Below are 16,274 nucleotides of genomic sequence, written 5' to 3'. Positions count from 1 at the left end.
GGCGAATTCTACAGCGTTACACGCTGCTGTCAACACCTCATTTCCTGCTTCGATGACTTGAAGCTGACACCGCCGAAAACCATCCAACTCATTGAAACTCAAGGAGTTTTCCGTTTCGACTGCGCCGGAAGTGGGGCGAATTATAGACAGTTACAAAACTGAGTCAAGGACTAATTGAGCGACTCTATCACTTAATCCAGAAACACCCGTAATACAGCTATATAGAGGGGGCTAACGCCCCCTCTATATAGCTACACAACACCCGACCGCCTTAAAGCCTCCACCGTTGCTGCCTTCAACCCCAGTACCTGCTCCAGGACCTGCCGGGTATGCTCACCCAGCAAAGGAGGAGCATTGCGATACTCCACCGGGGTTTTGGACAACCGGATAGGGCTCGCCACTTGGGGTACCAGCCCCGCCAGCGCATGGGGCAACTGCATCGCCAACCCTCTGGCCTGAACCTGAGGATCAGCAAACACCTGCGCCAGGTCATTGATGGGCCCACAAGGCACGCCGACAGCCTCCAACTGTGCAACCCACTGAGCGGTGGTTTTAAACACCGTTGCCTGCCTGATGAGCGGTACCAGCTCCGACCGGTTCGCCACACGCAACTTGTTGGTAGCAAAACGCGGATCATCGACCCACTCCGGTCGGCCAGCTACTTCAGCAAACTTGCGGAATTGACTGTCATTTCCCACAGTAAGAATGAAGTCACCATCTGCCGTCGGAAAATCCTGATAAGGCACGATGTTTGGATGGGCATTACCCAGGCGTTGCGGAGCCACACCTGTAGTCAAATAGTTCATCGCCTGATTAGCCAAACAAGCGACCTGCACGTCCAGCAACGCCATATCTATATGCTGCCCGCCACCATCATGCTGACGATGGGCAAGGGCTGCCAGGATCGCAACCGTCGAGTAGAGCCCGGTCAAGATATCTGTCAGCGCAACACCCACCTTCACCGGCCCCGCACCCTCATCACCCTCAGGCCGCCCGGTCAGGCTCATCAACCCACCCAGCCCCTGAACCATAAAGTCATAGCCGGCCCGCTTGGCATAAGGGCCAGTCTGGCCGAACCCCGTAATCGAGCAGTAGATCAAGTCCGGATTCAATACCTTGAGCGACGCGTAGTCCAAGCCATACGCCTCCAGGCCACCCACCTTGAAGTTCTCGATCAGGATGTCGGATTTGGCTGCCAGCTCGCGAACCAGTTGCTGGCCTTGCGGCTTGGTGAAGTCAATAGTTACCGATTGCTTGTTGCGGTTGGCTGACAAGTAATAGGCAGCCTCCCCCGTACTCTCACCATAAGCATCTTTAAGGAAGGGGGGGCCCCAGGCCCGGGTGTCATCACCATTGCCCGGGCGCTCAACCTTGATTACCTCAGCCCCCAGGTCAGCCAGTATCTGCCCCGCCCACGGCCCCGCCAGCACACGAGACAAATCCAACACCCGCAAATGCGATAAAGCACCCATGAGCCGAGCTCCTGTTAATAGAACGCCTGAAGACCGGTCTGCGCACGCCCAAGGATCAAGGCATGCACATCATGCGTACCTTCATAGGTGTTCACGACTTCCAGGTTGACCAGATGGCGCGCCACGCCGAACTCATCGGAGATTCCGTTGCCACCCAGCATGTCGCGAGCCATGCGTGCGATATCCAGGGATTTGCCACACGAGTTGCGCTTCATGATCGAAGTGATCTCAACCGCCGCGGTACCTTCATCCTTCATCCGCCCCAGACGCAGGCAACCCTGCAGGGCCAGCGTAATCTCGGTCTGCATGTCAGCCAGTTTTTTCTGGATCAGCTGGGTCGCAGCCAAAGGCCGGCCAAACTGATGACGGTCAAGGGTGTACTGGCGCGCGGTGTGCCAGCAGAACTCGGCTGCGCCCAGCGCCCCCCAGGAGATGCCGTAACGAGCCGAATTAAGACAAGTAAAAGGACCTTTCAGGCCGCGCACATCCGGAAAGATGTTCTCTTGCGGCACAAATACGTTGTCCATGACGATTTCGCCGGTAATGGACGCACGCAAACCGACCTTGCCGTGAATCGCAGGTGTAGTCAGACCCTTCCAGCCTTTTTCAAGAACAAAGCCACGAATGTCGCCTTCATCGTCCTTCGCCCACACTACAAACACATCGGCGATAGGGCTGTTGGTGATCCACATCTTGCTGCCCGTCAGGCTGTAGCCACCCTCTACCGAACGCGCACGGGTAATCATCGCACCAGGGTCAGAGCCGTGGTTTGGCTCAGTCAGACCGAAGCAGCCAATCCACTCGCCAGATGCCAGCTTGGGCAGGTACTTCTGCTTCTGCGCTTCGGTACCGAACTCATTGATCGGCACCATTACCAGGGAGGACTGCACGCTCATCATTGAACGGTAGCCCGAGTCGACACGCTCCACTTCGCGGGCAATCAGGCCGTAGCTGACGTAGTTAAGGCCACTGCCGCCGTACTGCTCAGGGATCATCGCGCCCAGCAAACCGGTCTCACCCATCTCACGGAAAATTGCAGGGTCGGTCTTCTCATTGCGGAAAGCCTCAAGTACACGCGGCGCCAGTTTGTCCCGAGCAAACTGCTCGGCACTGTCGCGCACCATGCGCTCTTCTTCAGTGAGCTGCTGATCCAGCAACAGTGGATCAATCCAGTTGAAGCTTGCTTTACCCGCCATGAGAGAACCCTCGCGTAATAGATCAAATATCGTGCACTGATCCTAGGCTCCCTCTATATAGAAGGACAAACGAGGATTCGACACGATGCTGTGATAATTTCTCACTCCGTGAACCACATGAAAGCCATTTCTGACTGTATTTAGTGAGGAAGCCGTACATGCGCCGCAAGATCCCCAGCACAACCGCCCTGATCAGCTTCGAAGCGGCTGCGCGCCATGAAAGCTTTACCAAGGCCGCACAAGAGCTTTCCATCACTCAAGGGGCTATTTGCCGACAGATCGCCAGCCTGGAAGAGTTTCTGAGTGTAGAACTGTTCCGACGCTCCAAGCGTGGCGTAAAACTGACAGAAGCCGGCATCTCCTACAGTAGGCGCATTGCAATCCAACTGGATGCTGTAGAACGGGACACGCTGTCCGTCATGGGCCAACAAGGCGCCAACGTGATCGAACTGGCCGTGGTGCCCACCTTCGGCACGCAATGGCTGCTGCCCCGGCTCAAGGACTTCCAGCAACAGCACCCGGATGTCACGGTCAACCTGACCAACCGCACACGCCCTTTTCTGTTCGCAGATACCGACTTCGATGCTGCCATCTACTTCGGTGATGCTGACTGGTCCGGCACTTCGTCCTACCGCCTGATGGGAGAAAACCCGGTACCCGTGTGTAGTCCTAACCTGCTGGGCCCGCATAAGAGCCTCTCCCCGCACACCCTCGCCGAACTCCCCCTACTGCAGCAAACCACCCGCCCCTACGCCTGGCGCCAATGGTTCAACGCCCAGGACATAAATGTGCCACGCGACATGAGCGGCCCACGTTATGAGCTCTTTTCAATGCTGGCTCAGGCGGCCATGCATGAAATGGGGGTCGCCCTGATTCCGCCCTTTTTGATTCAGCGCGAATTGGCCGAAAAACGCCTGGTGATTGCCAATGACAGCAGCCTGCCCAGCACCAGGGCTTACTACCTGATGATCCCCGAACGCAAAATTGAGTCGGCTTCATTGCAGGCCTTTCGAGACTGGCTGATCAAGCAGGCCGAGGGCTACAGCCTGATTTAAAGGATCGCATCGTCCGCACGAACTATGTAGCGCAGCATAAAAAGTCACTACATATATAAGTAAATGTCGCGTTTTGACATTCGGGACTTTGGTCTAACTGGACAAACCTGCAGGCCAGTAACCACGCGGCCTACAGGGTATTTCTCAAAGTTATGCAGCGATAACCAAAAGAAATCTGAAAAAAACTCAAAAAAACGTCAAAGCTTCTGTAAGCCACGTATTTAAAGGCATGCAGCCGACCATTGCGACATTCGGTCACTGCATGACTTGTAGTTTGTATCTCGTCATCCTCCATAAGTCCTTGAAGGGTAAAAAAATTGCCAGCAGAATGCCCCGCCCCACCCATACTTTTGGTGGGATCGTGCTGATCGGCCGCCCCAGTCGCACCATCCGTAGTGCGCTGGCTTTCTTATAAAAGATCACGCAGGAGATATGACGTGCACATTGGTGTTCCTCTCGAAACCCATACGGGTGAAACGCGGGTTGCTGCAACCCCGGAAACCATCAAGAAGCTGATCGGCCAAGGCCATAAAGTGACTGTTCAAAGCGGCGCCGGCGTTAATGCCAGCGTTATCGACAGTGCTTATGAAGCCGCCGGCGCAACTATTGGCAACGCTACAGATGCTTTCGGCGCAGAGCTGATTCTCAAGGTTGTCGCCCCCAGCGACAGCGAACTGGCCCTGATCAAAACCGGCACCGTGCTGATTGGCATGCTTAACCCGTTCAGCAATGAAACCATTGCCAAACTGGCCGAGCGCGGGATCACCGCCTTCTCTCTCGAAGCTGCTCCACGAACCTCTCGTGCGCAAAGTCTTGATGTGCTGTCATCCCAAGCCAATATCGCCGGCTATAAAGCCGTCCTGATCGCCGCTCACCACTATCCGCGATTTATGCCGATGCTGATGACCGCCGCCGGTACCGTCAAAGCCGCTCGCGTGCTTATTTTGGGTGCCGGTGTTGCAGGTTTGCAGGCCATTGCCACCGCCAAGCGCCTGGGTGCCGTAATCGAAGCCAGCGATGTGCGACCTGCGGTTAAAGAGCAGATCGAATCGCTTGGAGCCAAGTTTGTCGACGTGCCTTATGAGACCGACGAAGAACGCGAGTGCGCCGTTGGCGTAGGCGGCTACGCCCGCCCGATGCCTGCCAGCTGGATGCAGCGCCAGGCACTGGCCGTGCATGAGCGCGCCAAGCAGGCTGACATCGTGATCACCACAGCCCTGATCCCGGGCCGTAAAGCCCCGGTGCTGCTAAGCGCAGAAACCGTAGCCCAGATGAAGCCGGGCTCAGTGGTCATCGATCTGGCTGCAGCCCAGGGCGGTAACTGCCCGCTGACCGTCGCCGATCAGGTCGTGGTTGAACACGGCGTAACCATCGTCGGCCACACCAACCTGCCCGCCATGGTTGCTGCGGACGCCTCGGCACTCTACGCCCGCAACCTGCTGGACTTCCTCAAGCTGGTCTTCACCTCCGAAGGGCAGTTCCAGATCAACCTTGAAGACGACATCGTCGCCGCGTGCCTGATGTGCCGCGACGGTCAAGTCGTGCGCAAAAACGGCTGAGGACAATAATAATGGAAGAGCTCATCTCCCCCGGTATCTACAACCTGATCATCTTCGTGCTGGCCATCTATGTGGGCTATCACGTTGTCTGGAACGTTACACCTGCGCTGCACACCCCGCTGATGGCCGTTACCAACGCCATCTCGGCGATCGTGATTGTAGGCGCCATGCTCGCCGCCGCGCTGACCGTTACCCCCCTGGGTAAAACCATGGGCACCCTGGCAGTCGCGCTGGCTGCCGTAAACGTATTCGGTGGATTTTTGGTCACCCGGCGCATGCTGGAAATGTTCAAGAAGAAAGCACCTAAAGCCAAAGAAGAGGTGCGCAAGCCATGAGCATGAACCTGGTTACTGTTCTGTATCTGGTTGCGTCGATCTGCTTCATTCAGGCCCTCAAAGGCCTGTCGCACCCCACCACCTCTCGTCGCGGGAACCTGTTCGGCATGCTCGGCATGGGTCTGGCGATCATTACCACGGTTGGCCTGATCTACAAGCTGGGCGCCGAGATTGCCACCGCTGGTATCGGCTACGTCATTGTTGGCCTGTTGGTCGGCGGTACAGCAGGCTCGATCATGGCCAAGCGTGTCGAGATGACCAAAATGCCTGAGCTGGTTGCCTTCATGCACAGCATGATCGGCCTCGCGGCGGTATTTATTGCCATTGCAGCCGTGGTCGAACCGCAATCGCTGGGCATCGTCAAACACCTGGGCGACGCCATCCCGGCGGGCAACCGTCTGGAGCTGTTCCTGGGCGCGGCCATTGGTGCAATCACCTTCTCCGGTTCGGTGATCGCTTTCGGCAAACTCTCGGGCAAGTACAAGTTCCGCCTGTTCCAGGGTGCACCGGTACAATTCGGCGGCCAGCACAAGCTCAATCTGGTACTGGGCCTGGCCACGCTGGGCCTGGGCATCACGTTTATGCTGACCGGCAACCTCAATGCTTTCGCGCTGATGCTGGCTCTGGCGTTCGTGCTGGGTGTGCTGATCATTATCCCGATTGGCGGCGCCGACATGCCGGTGGTGGTGTCGATGCTTAATAGCTACTCGGGGTGGGCGGCTGCCGGTATCGGTTTCTCGCTGAACAACTCGATGCTGATCATTGCAGGCTCGCTGGTAGGTTCTTCGGGCGCGATCCTGTCGTACATCATGTGCAAGGCGATGAACCGTTCGTTCTTCAACGTGATCCTCGGCGGCTTTGGCGGTGCAACCGACGTCGGTGGCCCGGCCGGTGCGCAAGAGGCCCGTCCGGTGAAATCCGGCTCGGCGGACGACGCCACCTTCCTGTTGACCAACGCCGACACCGTAATCATCGTCCCGGGTTACGGCCTGGCCGTGGCACGGGCACAACACGCACTTAAAGAGCTGACGGAAAAGCTGACTCACCGCGGCGTGACCGTGAAGTACGCGATTCACCCGGTTGCGGGCCGCATGCCAGGCCATATGAACGTACTGCTGGCCGAGGCCGAAGTGCCTTACGACCAGGTGTTCGAGATGGAAGATATCAACTCCGAGTTCGGCCAGGCCGACGTGGTGCTCGTACTGGGCGCCAACGACGTGGTCAACCCGGCGGCCAAGAACGATCCAAAATCGCCGATTGCCGGCATGCCGATCCTCGAAGCCTATAAAGCCAAGACTGTCATCGTGAACAAGCGCTCAATGGCCAGCGGCTATGCCGGTCTGGATAACGAGTTGTTTTACCTGGATAAAACCATGATGGTCTTCGGTGACGCCAAGAAAGTTATTGAAGATATGGTTAAAGCTGTCGAGTAACATCGCGCACCAACGCAACATCGAGAACCCCGGCGCTCTATTGGCCGGGGTTTTTCTTTTTCCAAGGAACCCGACCAAAGGCTCTAAATCGGCCGCTGGCATTCGACCATGGTAGCGGGACGCAAGGCTCTGAAAATGAATAGACTGCGCCTCTTGCTTCCGTTGCCCGAGATAACAATCCATGTACCGTGAACGTATTCGCCTGAACTCCCTGCACGATAAGGTCATGAGCGCCGAAGAAGCCGCCGCCCTTATCCAAGACGGCATGACTGTCGGCATGAGCGGTTTTACCCGTGCCGGCGAAGCCAAAGCCGTCCCCCAGGCCCTGGCCGAGCGGGCCAAGAAGTCGCCGCTAAAAATCACCCTGATGACCGGCGCCAGCCTGGGCAACGACCTCGACAAGCAACTGACGGAAGCCGGCGTATTGGCCCGTCGCATGCCGTTCCAGGTAGACAGCACTCTGCGCAAGGCGATCAACGCCGGTGAAGTGATGTTTATCGACCAGCATTTGTCCGAAACCGTTGAGCAGTTGCGCAACAATCAGCTCAAGCTGCCGGACATTGCAGTTATTGAAGCAGTGGCCATTACCGAACAAGGTCATATTGTTCCGACCACATCCGTGGGCAACTCCGCCAGCTTCGCGATTTTCGCCAAGCAAGTGATCGTCGAGATCAACCTGGCGCATAACCCGAACCTGGAAGGTCTGCACGACATCTATATTCCGACCTACCGTCCGACGCGTACACCGATCCCGCTGGTGAAGGTCGACGATCGTATCGGCAGCACCGCAATCCCGATCCCGGCGGAAAAAATCGTCGCCATCGTGATCACCAACAAGCCGGACTCGCCATCCACCGTGTCCGAGCCGGACAGCGAAACCGACGGTATCGCCTTTCATCTGATCAACTTCCTTAAAGCCGAAGTTGAAGCCGGGCGCATGACCAACAAGCTCGGCCCGCTGCAAGCCGGTATCGGCAACATCGCCAACGCGGTGATGTGCGGCCTGATCGACTCGCCGTTCGAAGACCTGACCATGTACTCCGAAGTACTGCAGGATTCGACCTTCGACCTGATCGACGCGGGCAAGATGAGCTTCGCTTCGGGCAGCTCCATCACCCTGTCGGAGCGTCGCAACTCGGACGTATTTGGCAATCTGGAGCGCTACAAGGACAAACTGGTCCTGCGCCCGCAGGAGATTTCCAACCACCCTGAAGTGGTTCGTCGCCTGGGTATCATAGGCATCAACACCGCCCTGGAGTTCGACATCTACGGCAACGTCAACTCCACTCACGTGTGCGGCACGCGGATGATGAACGGCATTGGCGGTTCGGGTGACTTTGCCCGCAACGCGCACCTGGCGATCTTCGTGACCAAATCCATTGCCAAGGCGGGTGCGATCTCCAGCGTGGTGCCAATGGTCAGCCACGTTGACCACACCGAACATGACGTCGACATCCTGGTTACCGAACAGGGTCTGGCCGACCTGCGTGGCCTGGCGCCGCGTGAGCGCGCACGGGTCATTATCGACAACTGTGTGCACCCGGACTTCCGTGAAGCTCTCAATGACTACTTCGCCAAGGCCTGTGCGATTGGCGGCCACACCCCGCACATCCTGCGCGAAGCCCTGAGCTGGCATATCAACCTGGAAGAAACCGGGAAAATGCTGCCGTAACCCGCGAGCTAGACAGCCGCTGACGTAAATACTGTTACGTCAGCGGCTTTTTTATGCTTTATATTTCAAAAACTGTACTGCTGTACTGGTCATTTCCCACCCGTAACACTCCCTTTGACTCACCTTCGGGCCAATTTCGCACCACTTAGGTGCGGACAGGTACAGTTGAGTCTATTTGTGCCCGTACAGCGTGCATAAACAGTTAACTGGCCCATCGCAATACAGATGAACTGTATCTAGAGAGGCTGGACAAAGAGGAGGATCATTGGCATCAGTTAAACCACTAGCCAATGCCGCCACAAGCGGAAGGATGTCACCATGGAACGTACACTCAGTTCCGAACTGTTCAGCGAAAGCAACACTGTAAACTCCCAGGCTTCCATGCCTTTGCGCGTACTTGCCAACCTGATGTTGTGGCAGCGCCGTATCTCCAGCCGCCATCAACTGGCTCGCCTGGACTCGCGTCTTCTGGCTGATGCCGGGATTAGCGAAGCACAGCGTTACGAAGAGCTGAGCAAGCCGTTCTGGCGCTGATTAGCGCTCGCTGGCCCTGACCACCGGTCCACCGCCAGCAACCTGAATTGAAAAAACAAAGCCCGTCGCGGATTACCGCTGACGGGTTTTGTCGTTTTAGGGCCGAGTTTTGCCCACTTGCAAAGTGACAAGTACAGTTTTAAATTAATTGAAATACCACAGGTACAGTTTGCCTGATACCTGATTCAGAGCACCCTGATACGCGCTTCGGACAAAACAACCTTTGCCTGAAGCAACCCTGAGCCTACTATTCGGCCCATAACCGTCTATTTTCATTAGTTCATGTTCAGGAGTATTACCATGCCCACTCTTCGCCTACTTAGTGCCGCAGTTCTGCTGGCTGTTGCTGCAAGCGCCAACGCCACGAGCTTCATCGCCACCACCGATGGCATCGTGGGTACGCTCAAAGCCACCACCGACCTGACATCGGATGCTACCGGCTCGTTTCGTGACAACAAGATCGTGCGCGCAGCCCGTGACGACGCTGCCAGCTTTGTGGCCAGCGAAGGCGCCATCCGTGGCGTGAAACTGGAAAGCGCCTTCGATGCCATCCGCCAGCAAGCACCACAGCTGCAGGCCACCGATGCACAGCTGGCCCAGGCGATCCTGACGATCTGATCGGGGTCAGCACTCTGTGAGAGCGGGCTGGCTCACGATTCAGGCGCCCTGATTTCTCAGGTAAACCGCGCCGATACAATCGCGAGCAAGCCCGCTCCCACATATACCGTGCAGGCATGAAAAAAATTTCAACAACGCCCCCACGCTGGCCCTGCCCCGGCCATTACGCTAGCCTTGGCGCTCATTCAAACAGCCTCGAGACCCATGCGTTTTTCCTTATTAGCTCTGCTTGCACTCTGCTGGACTCAATCAGCCAACGCCTTCGACCTGACCACGCAAAATGTGGTGCTCAGTGGTTATGTCACCAGTAAAGTGACGTCCGCGCCTTTTGATCACAAACTGATACGTGCCGCCCAGGATGATGCCGCCGTCTTTATTGCCAGTGATGGCCAGACGCGAGGCGCACAGCTGGAGTCTGCCCTGCGTTATCTGCGCCAGAACCAGCCAAAATTGAGTGCCAGCGACCTTGAACTGGCACAGACAATTCTCGTCCAATAAATACCCGCTTTTTCTGGAGAAAATTCATGCGTAGCCCTTTGATTGTCGCCACTCTTGGCCTTTTGCTGCTTGCCGATGTGGCACAGGCACAGACCGTCGTGCAGACCAGTAACATCATCGTGCGTGCTTTTGGCCGCACCATCGATTTTACGTCCGATACAACTACCTCCATCCGTGACTCTAAAGTAGTGCGCGAAGCCCACGACGACGCCGCCACTTTCGTTGCCAGCCAAGGCGATATTCGCGGCGTACAACTGGAAGCGGCCTTCAGCACCTTGCGCGACCGCGTGCCTGAAGCCCGTAACGCCAGCGATCAAGACCTCGCCGAAGCCATACTCGCACTGTGAGGCCGTTAACGCGCTGGTTCGCCGCCTGTGGCCTGCTGCTGATTGCCAGCAGCGCCCAGGCCGCGCTGCATCTGCAACTCAAGACCGAGGGCCTGAGCCCGGCCGAGCAACAGGCCAGCCAAGCCCTGCTTGATGAAGCCATGCAGAGACTGCCACCGCGTTTTATCGAACAACTGGATCGGCAAGTCCTGGTGGGGTGGACCGATGACATGCCCGCCAACGCTTACGGCCAGGCTTCGCTGACCTCCGAGCTGGACCTTAATCGCAAGCTGCTGGCCGGGCTGACCGATGGTTCCGCTGCCCGCCTGCAGACCAACCGCCCCCACGGCACTGTGCGTCGGGAGATGCTCGCTACCGTCTTGCACGAGCTGACACACCTATATGACCGTGCCCGTCTCTGGCCCGCGGACGAGCGCACGCTGATACGCCGCTGCACCCGCCAAAACAGCAACACGGGGCTGATTGGCCTGCCCGACCAATGCCGCGGGCAAGCCGGACGCCGCTTCACCCTCAGCGATGACCCGCGTCTGCTTGATCTGGCCGGCTGGCAGCAATACGTGGGGCGCCGGGGCGAGCGCGAGCAAGATAATCATCAGGTGGTGCGCAGCCCGGACCTGTACGAAGTCAGCAGCCCCAAGGAGTTTGTCGCAGTCAACATGGAGTATTTCCTCCTCGACCCGGCTTACGCCTGCCGCCGCCCGGCACTGTATCGCTACTACCAGCAGCATTTCGGCTGGGCGCCTGCCGCCAGAGACGAATGCCCGAAGGGTTTTGCCTTCCTCAATGCCGGCAACGATTTCGCCAAACAGCCACTGGGTACCGTCGATCCCGAGCGGGTCTACGCCGTCGACTACCTGCTGGCTGAGGCCAATCAGGAATGGGCCAGCCGCTGGGGCCATAGCATGTTGCGCCTGGTGATCTGTGCCCCGGGCCGCCCACGCGGGCCGGACTGCCGACTCGACCTGCAAGAACACTTAGTGTTGTCCTACCGGGCATTCGTCAATGACGTACAGCTCTCAAGCTGGGACGGCCTGACAGGCGCTTACCCATCGCGCCTTTTCGTATTGCCGCTGGCCCAGGTAATTGACGAATACACTAAAACCGAACTGCGCAGCCTGGCTTCCGTGCCGCTCAAACTGAGCCGCCCTGAAATCGAAGAAGTGGTTGAACACGCCGCCGAGATGCACTGGAGCTATGACGGCGACTACTACTTCATCTCCAATAACTGTGCGGTTGAAACCCTCAAACTGCTGCGCAGCGGCAGCGACAATGCCCGGCTCAAAGGCCTGGACAGCATTGTGCCCAATGGTTTGCTCGAAGTGCTCAAGGCTCGCGGGCTGGCCGATACCAGCGTGCTGGAGGATCCCAAAGAGGCGTTGCGCCTGGGTTATCGCTTCGACTCCTACCGTGATCGCTACCAGGCGATGTTTGATGTTCTCAAAACCCGCTTGCCGATCAAGCAAACCACAGTCGAAGACTGGCTGGCCCTTGATGCAGCAGAACGCCGCCCATGGCTTGAGCAAGCCGATCTGCGCGCCAGTGCGGCATTGTTGCTGCTGGAACAAGCCAGCTTTCGTCGGCAACTGCTGTTGGCACAGGATGAGGTCAAGCAAAAGTACCTGGGCGCACGCCAGCTCAAGGATGGCGGTATGGACAAAGCCAACAAGACCCTGCAGGAAATTCTTGCCAGCAGCGGTTTTCTCAGTCGCCCGGCAGAGTTGCTCGGCAGCGACGGCTACGGCTTGCCGCAAACCAGAGAGTGGGAAAAGCTCGAATCAGAAAGCAGCCAGCGCCAGCAGCAGCTACTGCGTCTGACCACTGATCTGGACAAGGAGGTGCGCAGCCTGCTGGAGCCTGCCCGTGCAGCCGAAATTGCAGCCACCGAAGCCAACGTCAAACTGATCGGCGAACATCTACGGACAATCCACAAGGCATCCGGCGGTTTGCAGCTGCCCTGACCGAACTAAAGTTCGGTTGACAAGCCCTATCATTCTGCCACTATTCCGCGATGGAAAGTGGCACCGCGCCATTATTCGGCACTGATCAATGCCGTTGGCCACACCATCGTTTGAGTCACACCCTCTCATTTGTGAAGTGCTTGCCATAACCCCGGCAGGGACTGGCATGCACCGTTTACAGGTATCGGCAGGATTATATGGAGATAGCCAGAAACGACCGCACCTCTGTCTGGACGCTAGGCGACCAGGAGTGGCTGCAAGCAGATGACGGTACATTCTCTCTGCACCAGGTCGCTGGTACCAAGCCCCCGGCCGAGCTGGTTGATCTGGATTATCTGGTCGGGGCAACACCCGCGCCTGATACCTCTCCCGGCAACTACCTGCCTGCTGCATTCGCGTTTTGCCCCAGCACAGGCAAAGAACTGCCGAAGGTCGCCTACCAGACAACTACCCGCTGGCTACCGCCTTATGGCGATGGCAGTGGCTCTCGCGTGATCAATGAGCGCTGCAAACTGTCCTCGGCCGAGGAGATCAGCTCGCGCTTGTACAGCCAGTTGCTCGATACCCGCCAGGGTGACCTGAACAGTCGCAAGCTGATTATTGAGTTGCCTCGCAAGAACGGCCTCAACTTCCTCGCCGCCAACCTCGGCGGGCATCGCGAAGCCCTGTACGCACTAAGCCGCGAAGGCAGCTTGTTCCTGTGGCAAAGAGGCTCGGGCAAGTGGCTTGAGTTACTGCCAAAGAGCGAACCCATCGGTCGCTCTCGCCTGGAAAGCTGGGCCTGGTCGGTCGCCCTTCACGTGGACGAAAACCAGCAGCACCTGTTGCTCTCCAGCGATAGCGGAGCGACGTTAGTCAGTGTCGACCCACTCACACTGCGTTACCAAACCTTGCGCGACGACGGCAGCCCGCTGGCCGGCCCTGGCACACTGGAAGGCCAGTCTTATTTGCCTCAGCTCAAGAGCGGCCACGTTTGCATCGTCAACCCTGCCAGCCTCTACGGGTGGGACCGTTGCCTGGTTGAAGGCGCTGACCATGAGCGCATGACCCGGCTCTCGGCGCCGATTCTCGACGCAGCCTCCCGCCGCCTGTTGTGGATCGGTGAACACGGCTACCTCAGCCTGACCCAAGGCAGCGAACTCAAGGCCCAATGGCATCCGTGGCCCAACAACGCCACCGCCCATCCCGAGCAAGGGCCACCGTTTCTGGACGGCAGGGGCCTGTGGCAGCTGATCTTCGATGCCGACGGTCAGCATTACCTGCAACTGGATCCGGGTGCTACCGACCTGCCGATGCCCATCAAGGGGTATCGCCTGAGCACCGGGCATTTGAGCTTTAAATACAACATCCGGCTTGAGTTGCCCTGGGGCGAACACGACGAGAATATCGAGCCCACCACCCGTGAAGTGGTGCAGCCCTTCATCGAATTCGCCACGCAAAAGCGACTTCTCTCAATGCGGGCCCAGCAGTCCAGTACGCTGGAAACCTTTTTCGACAGCCGCCAGCCAATGGACGTTGATTATTGCTTCGAGCAGATTGGTGATCAGCGCTTTTCGATCAGTGCCCGCGCCAGCGAACCCTGGAATGCCCAGTGGTTCTTTTTTGATAACGCAATGTGGCTGTATATCGACTCATGCGGAGCGCTTTACCGATGGAATGCTTGACCTTCTGGCTGCGCCGCTGCCTGTTGCTCTCCCTCGTACTTGCCAGCAGCGTGGCCAGCGCAGAGCCTCTGCGCCAGGTATTCCTGGTACAAAATTCAGGTTGGATGGAGCCGTTCTACAGCGACCCGTCATCGCCGTTCAAGTCGATGGTCACCCAACTGGTGGGCACTGCTGCCGGCAGCGCAGAAGTCGTCATTGGCGGGTTCAACCAGGCTGACAGTCAGCACCCTTCGCCCGAGTGGATCTATCGCGGCCCGGCCAACCACGCTGCACTGCCCAACTACGTCAATGGCTTGAAGCTGGAGCGCAAAGCCAGCGGTGCCTATGCCGACACGGACTTCAAAGAGGCTTTGCTGGCCTCAATCACCACCGGGCTGGAAGGTCGCGAGGGTATTGTCTGGATCATCACCAACAATAAAAACAGCCCGAACAACAGCAGCGAAACCCAGGCCAAAAACCGCGAATTCTACGACCTGTTGCATAGCGAAGCAGCTATCACCCGGATTGCCGCCTTCCCGCAGAAAATGCCGGTCAAAGGCCCCAACTACGAAGCCAACGGGTTGATGATCTACGCTCTGGCCTATGGTCAAAAAGCCGGTGTCGCACTGGAGCAGGTGCTCAATCAGCCTGCCCTCGCCAGCTTGCTTAAAGATGACCGGGTACGGCTAAAGCCGTTGACCCAGGCTGCCGTGCGCTTTATTCCTACCGGTGTTGAAGACACTCAGGACGTGAGTGCCGAACTGGCCCCCGACCAGCAAACGGTCATCCTCAATATCAACGTCGACAGCTCGCCGAAAACGGCAGTGCTGCTGGGCAAATTCGAAAACCAGTTCAATCCTTACCAGATTCATGACGCGAAAATAGGCATGACCCTGGACATGCCGGGCGAAGCCCTGAACTCGAATATATCGCTGGACCGCCTGACAGACCTCGAGCCCGGCGCCCGCTCCGACGAGCTGAAGATCAGCCTGCAACTGCCGCCCCTGCCATCGCAATGGTCCAGCGATGTGATCTTTTCCAGCGGTTACCAACGCGCCGGCAGCATCAGCATCAACCTCAGCGAGCAACAACTGCGTATCTCCCAGGGGTTCATTGCGCGCATGAATGAACTGTTCCCCGGTGACGCCCTGCCTGACGTATTTATCCCCTCCGGTGAAGCCACTACTTCCGAGACCCGTCTGCCGGTTGTGCTGAAAATCAGCTACCCGCTCGGTCCGGTACTCATGCTGCTGGGGCTGTTTGTTCTGCTCTTGATTGGCGCCCTGCTGGCTGCCTTGCTGATTGCAGGCAAAAAGACCCTGACCGTGATCGTCGAAGGTGTGCCCCAGTCTTATCCGCTCAAGCCCTTCAGCAGTGCCGGCGTATACGATTCAAACCAGAACAGGGTCGCGACCCTCAAGCGCGGTCTGTTTGGTGCCCGCCTGGAAAATATCCAGCCCGATACCGCCGTACGACTCAAGTAACCCCACACGCATAGCAAGGAAGTTTTATACATGGCACAGACCAGCACATTGCCAGCACCTATCGAAAGCGAAAGCCCTGCACCTGCGCCGTCGCCCACGACCACGACCACCACTCTGGCCGCGCCGCAACCGCTGGGTCTTGACCTCGGGGCGAAGAAAGTCGACAGCCGCGATGCCCTGATTGGCGTCGCCGTGCTGGTGGTACTGGCCATCCTGTTTTTCGTGATCAAAAACGCCTATGCCAACTGGCGCGTACGTGAGCGTGTCGCACCGAGCCGGGCAAACGCCTCGGGCTGGTTCCTGTTTCTGGGCCTGTTGATGATCGCCATCATGGCCGTGCTCGCCGTACTCAACTCGGGGCAGTTCCTTGCGCCGCTCTACATCGCACCGTTGGGTGGCGTAGCTGCCATCTCGCTGGTGGCATGGCTGATGACGTTTTCGGCCAAACGCTAAACCCTAACGCCGGGGGG

At 57.8% G+C, this 16,274-nt stretch carries 15 protein-coding genes; 13 read left to right on the top strand and 2 right to left on the bottom strand.

The annotated features are described in order from the left end of the window. Window positions 1-251: 251 nt before the first annotated feature. Together FHL07_RS10365 and FHL07_RS10360 are read right to left on the bottom strand one after the other, a co-directional pair. Entirely contained in the window at window positions 252-1,472 is a 1,221-nt protein-coding gene (locus FHL07_RS10365; RefSeq protein WP_095021413.1) for a CaiB/BaiF CoA transferase family protein, read from the bottom strand. A 14-nt stretch (window positions 1,473-1,486) separates the two neighbouring features. Further along, window positions 1,487-2,668 carry an acyl-CoA dehydrogenase gene (locus FHL07_RS10360; RefSeq protein ID WP_094999506.1) on the bottom strand — a complete coding sequence of 394 codons (1,182 nt, stop codon included), beginning with the start codon at window positions 2,666-2,668 and terminating at the stop codon, window positions 1,487-1,489. A gap of 158 nt (window positions 2,669-2,826) precedes the next feature. Here FHL07_RS10360 and FHL07_RS10355 point away from each other — a divergent pair, with 158 nt between their 5' ends. From FHL07_RS10355 to FHL07_RS10295, 13 genes are all read left to right on the top strand, one after another. After that, window positions 2,827-3,723: a LysR family transcriptional regulator gene (locus FHL07_RS10355; RefSeq protein WP_095017960.1), complete on the top strand. Its 897-nt coding sequence runs from the start codon at window positions 2,827-2,829 to the stop codon at window positions 3,721-3,723. Window positions 3,724-4,160: 437 nt separating this feature from the next. Beyond that, window positions 4,161-5,282, top strand: a complete 1,122-nt coding sequence (locus tag FHL07_RS10350; protein WP_094999508.1) for a Re/Si-specific NAD(P)(+) transhydrogenase subunit alpha — start codon at window positions 4,161-4,163, stop codon at window positions 5,280-5,282. A gap of 11 nt (window positions 5,283-5,293) precedes the next feature. Further along, window positions 5,294-5,617: an NAD(P) transhydrogenase subunit alpha gene (locus tag FHL07_RS10345; RefSeq protein WP_003438157.1), complete on the top strand. Its 324-nt coding sequence runs from the start codon at window positions 5,294-5,296 to the stop codon at window positions 5,615-5,617. Then, complete coding sequence (locus tag FHL07_RS10340; protein ID WP_094999509.1) at window positions 5,614-7,050, top strand: NAD(P)(+) transhydrogenase (Re/Si-specific) subunit beta; 1,437 nt, start codon at window positions 5,614-5,616, stop codon at window positions 7,048-7,050. The genes FHL07_RS10345 and FHL07_RS10340 overlap by 4 nt, the downstream gene beginning before the upstream one ends. 181 nt (window positions 7,051-7,231) lie before the next feature. Further along, window positions 7,232-8,722, top strand: a complete 1,491-nt coding sequence (locus tag FHL07_RS10335; RefSeq protein ID WP_094999510.1) for an acetyl-CoA hydrolase/transferase family protein — start codon at window positions 7,232-7,234, stop codon at window positions 8,720-8,722. 318 nt (window positions 8,723-9,040) lie between these two features. Continuing rightward, window positions 9,041-9,256 (top strand): DUF1127 domain-containing protein, encoded by a 216-nt coding sequence (locus tag FHL07_RS10330; protein ID WP_095031303.1) that lies wholly within the window; start codon window positions 9,041-9,043, stop codon window positions 9,254-9,256. Between the two features lie 300 nt (window positions 9,257-9,556). Then, entirely contained in the window at window positions 9,557-9,874 is a 318-nt protein-coding gene (locus tag FHL07_RS10325; protein WP_094999512.1) for a DUF2388 domain-containing protein, read from the top strand. A 204-nt stretch (window positions 9,875-10,078) separates the two neighbouring features. Continuing rightward, on the top strand, window positions 10,079-10,372 hold the full coding sequence (locus FHL07_RS10320; protein ID WP_094999513.1) for a DUF2388 domain-containing protein: 294 nt from the start codon (window positions 10,079-10,081) through the stop codon (window positions 10,370-10,372). 26 nt (window positions 10,373-10,398) lie between these two features. Then, complete coding sequence (locus tag FHL07_RS10315; protein ID WP_019826982.1) at window positions 10,399-10,719, top strand: DUF2388 domain-containing protein; 321 nt, start codon at window positions 10,399-10,401, stop codon at window positions 10,717-10,719. Then, complete coding sequence (locus FHL07_RS10310; RefSeq protein ID WP_095021415.1) at window positions 10,716-12,677, top strand: DUF7844 domain-containing protein; 1,962 nt, start codon at window positions 10,716-10,718, stop codon at window positions 12,675-12,677. The genes FHL07_RS10315 and FHL07_RS10310 overlap by 4 nt, the downstream gene beginning before the upstream one ends. A gap of 197 nt (window positions 12,678-12,874) precedes the next feature. Continuing rightward, window positions 12,875-14,341 (top strand): hypothetical protein, encoded by a 1,467-nt coding sequence (locus FHL07_RS10305; RefSeq protein ID WP_130872239.1) that lies wholly within the window; start codon window positions 12,875-12,877, stop codon window positions 14,339-14,341. After that, window positions 14,329-15,804, top strand: a complete 1,476-nt coding sequence (locus FHL07_RS10300; protein WP_095017956.1) for a hypothetical protein — start codon at window positions 14,329-14,331, stop codon at window positions 15,802-15,804. The genes FHL07_RS10305 and FHL07_RS10300 overlap by 13 nt, the downstream gene beginning before the upstream one ends. Before the next feature lie 30 nt (window positions 15,805-15,834). Beyond that, a complete protein-coding gene (locus FHL07_RS10295; protein WP_095017955.1) occupies window positions 15,835-16,257 on the top strand; it encodes a hypothetical protein in 423 nt (140 codons plus the stop codon). Window positions 16,258-16,274 lie beyond the last annotated feature (17 nt).

Source organism: Pseudomonas sp. FSL W7-0098 (assembly GCF_005930585.1).
In the GTDB taxonomy this organism is placed as follows: domain Bacteria; phylum Pseudomonadota; class Gammaproteobacteria; order Pseudomonadales; family Pseudomonadaceae; genus Aquipseudomonas; species Aquipseudomonas bubulae.
This window is presented reverse-complemented; position numbering and strand designations above follow the sequence as displayed.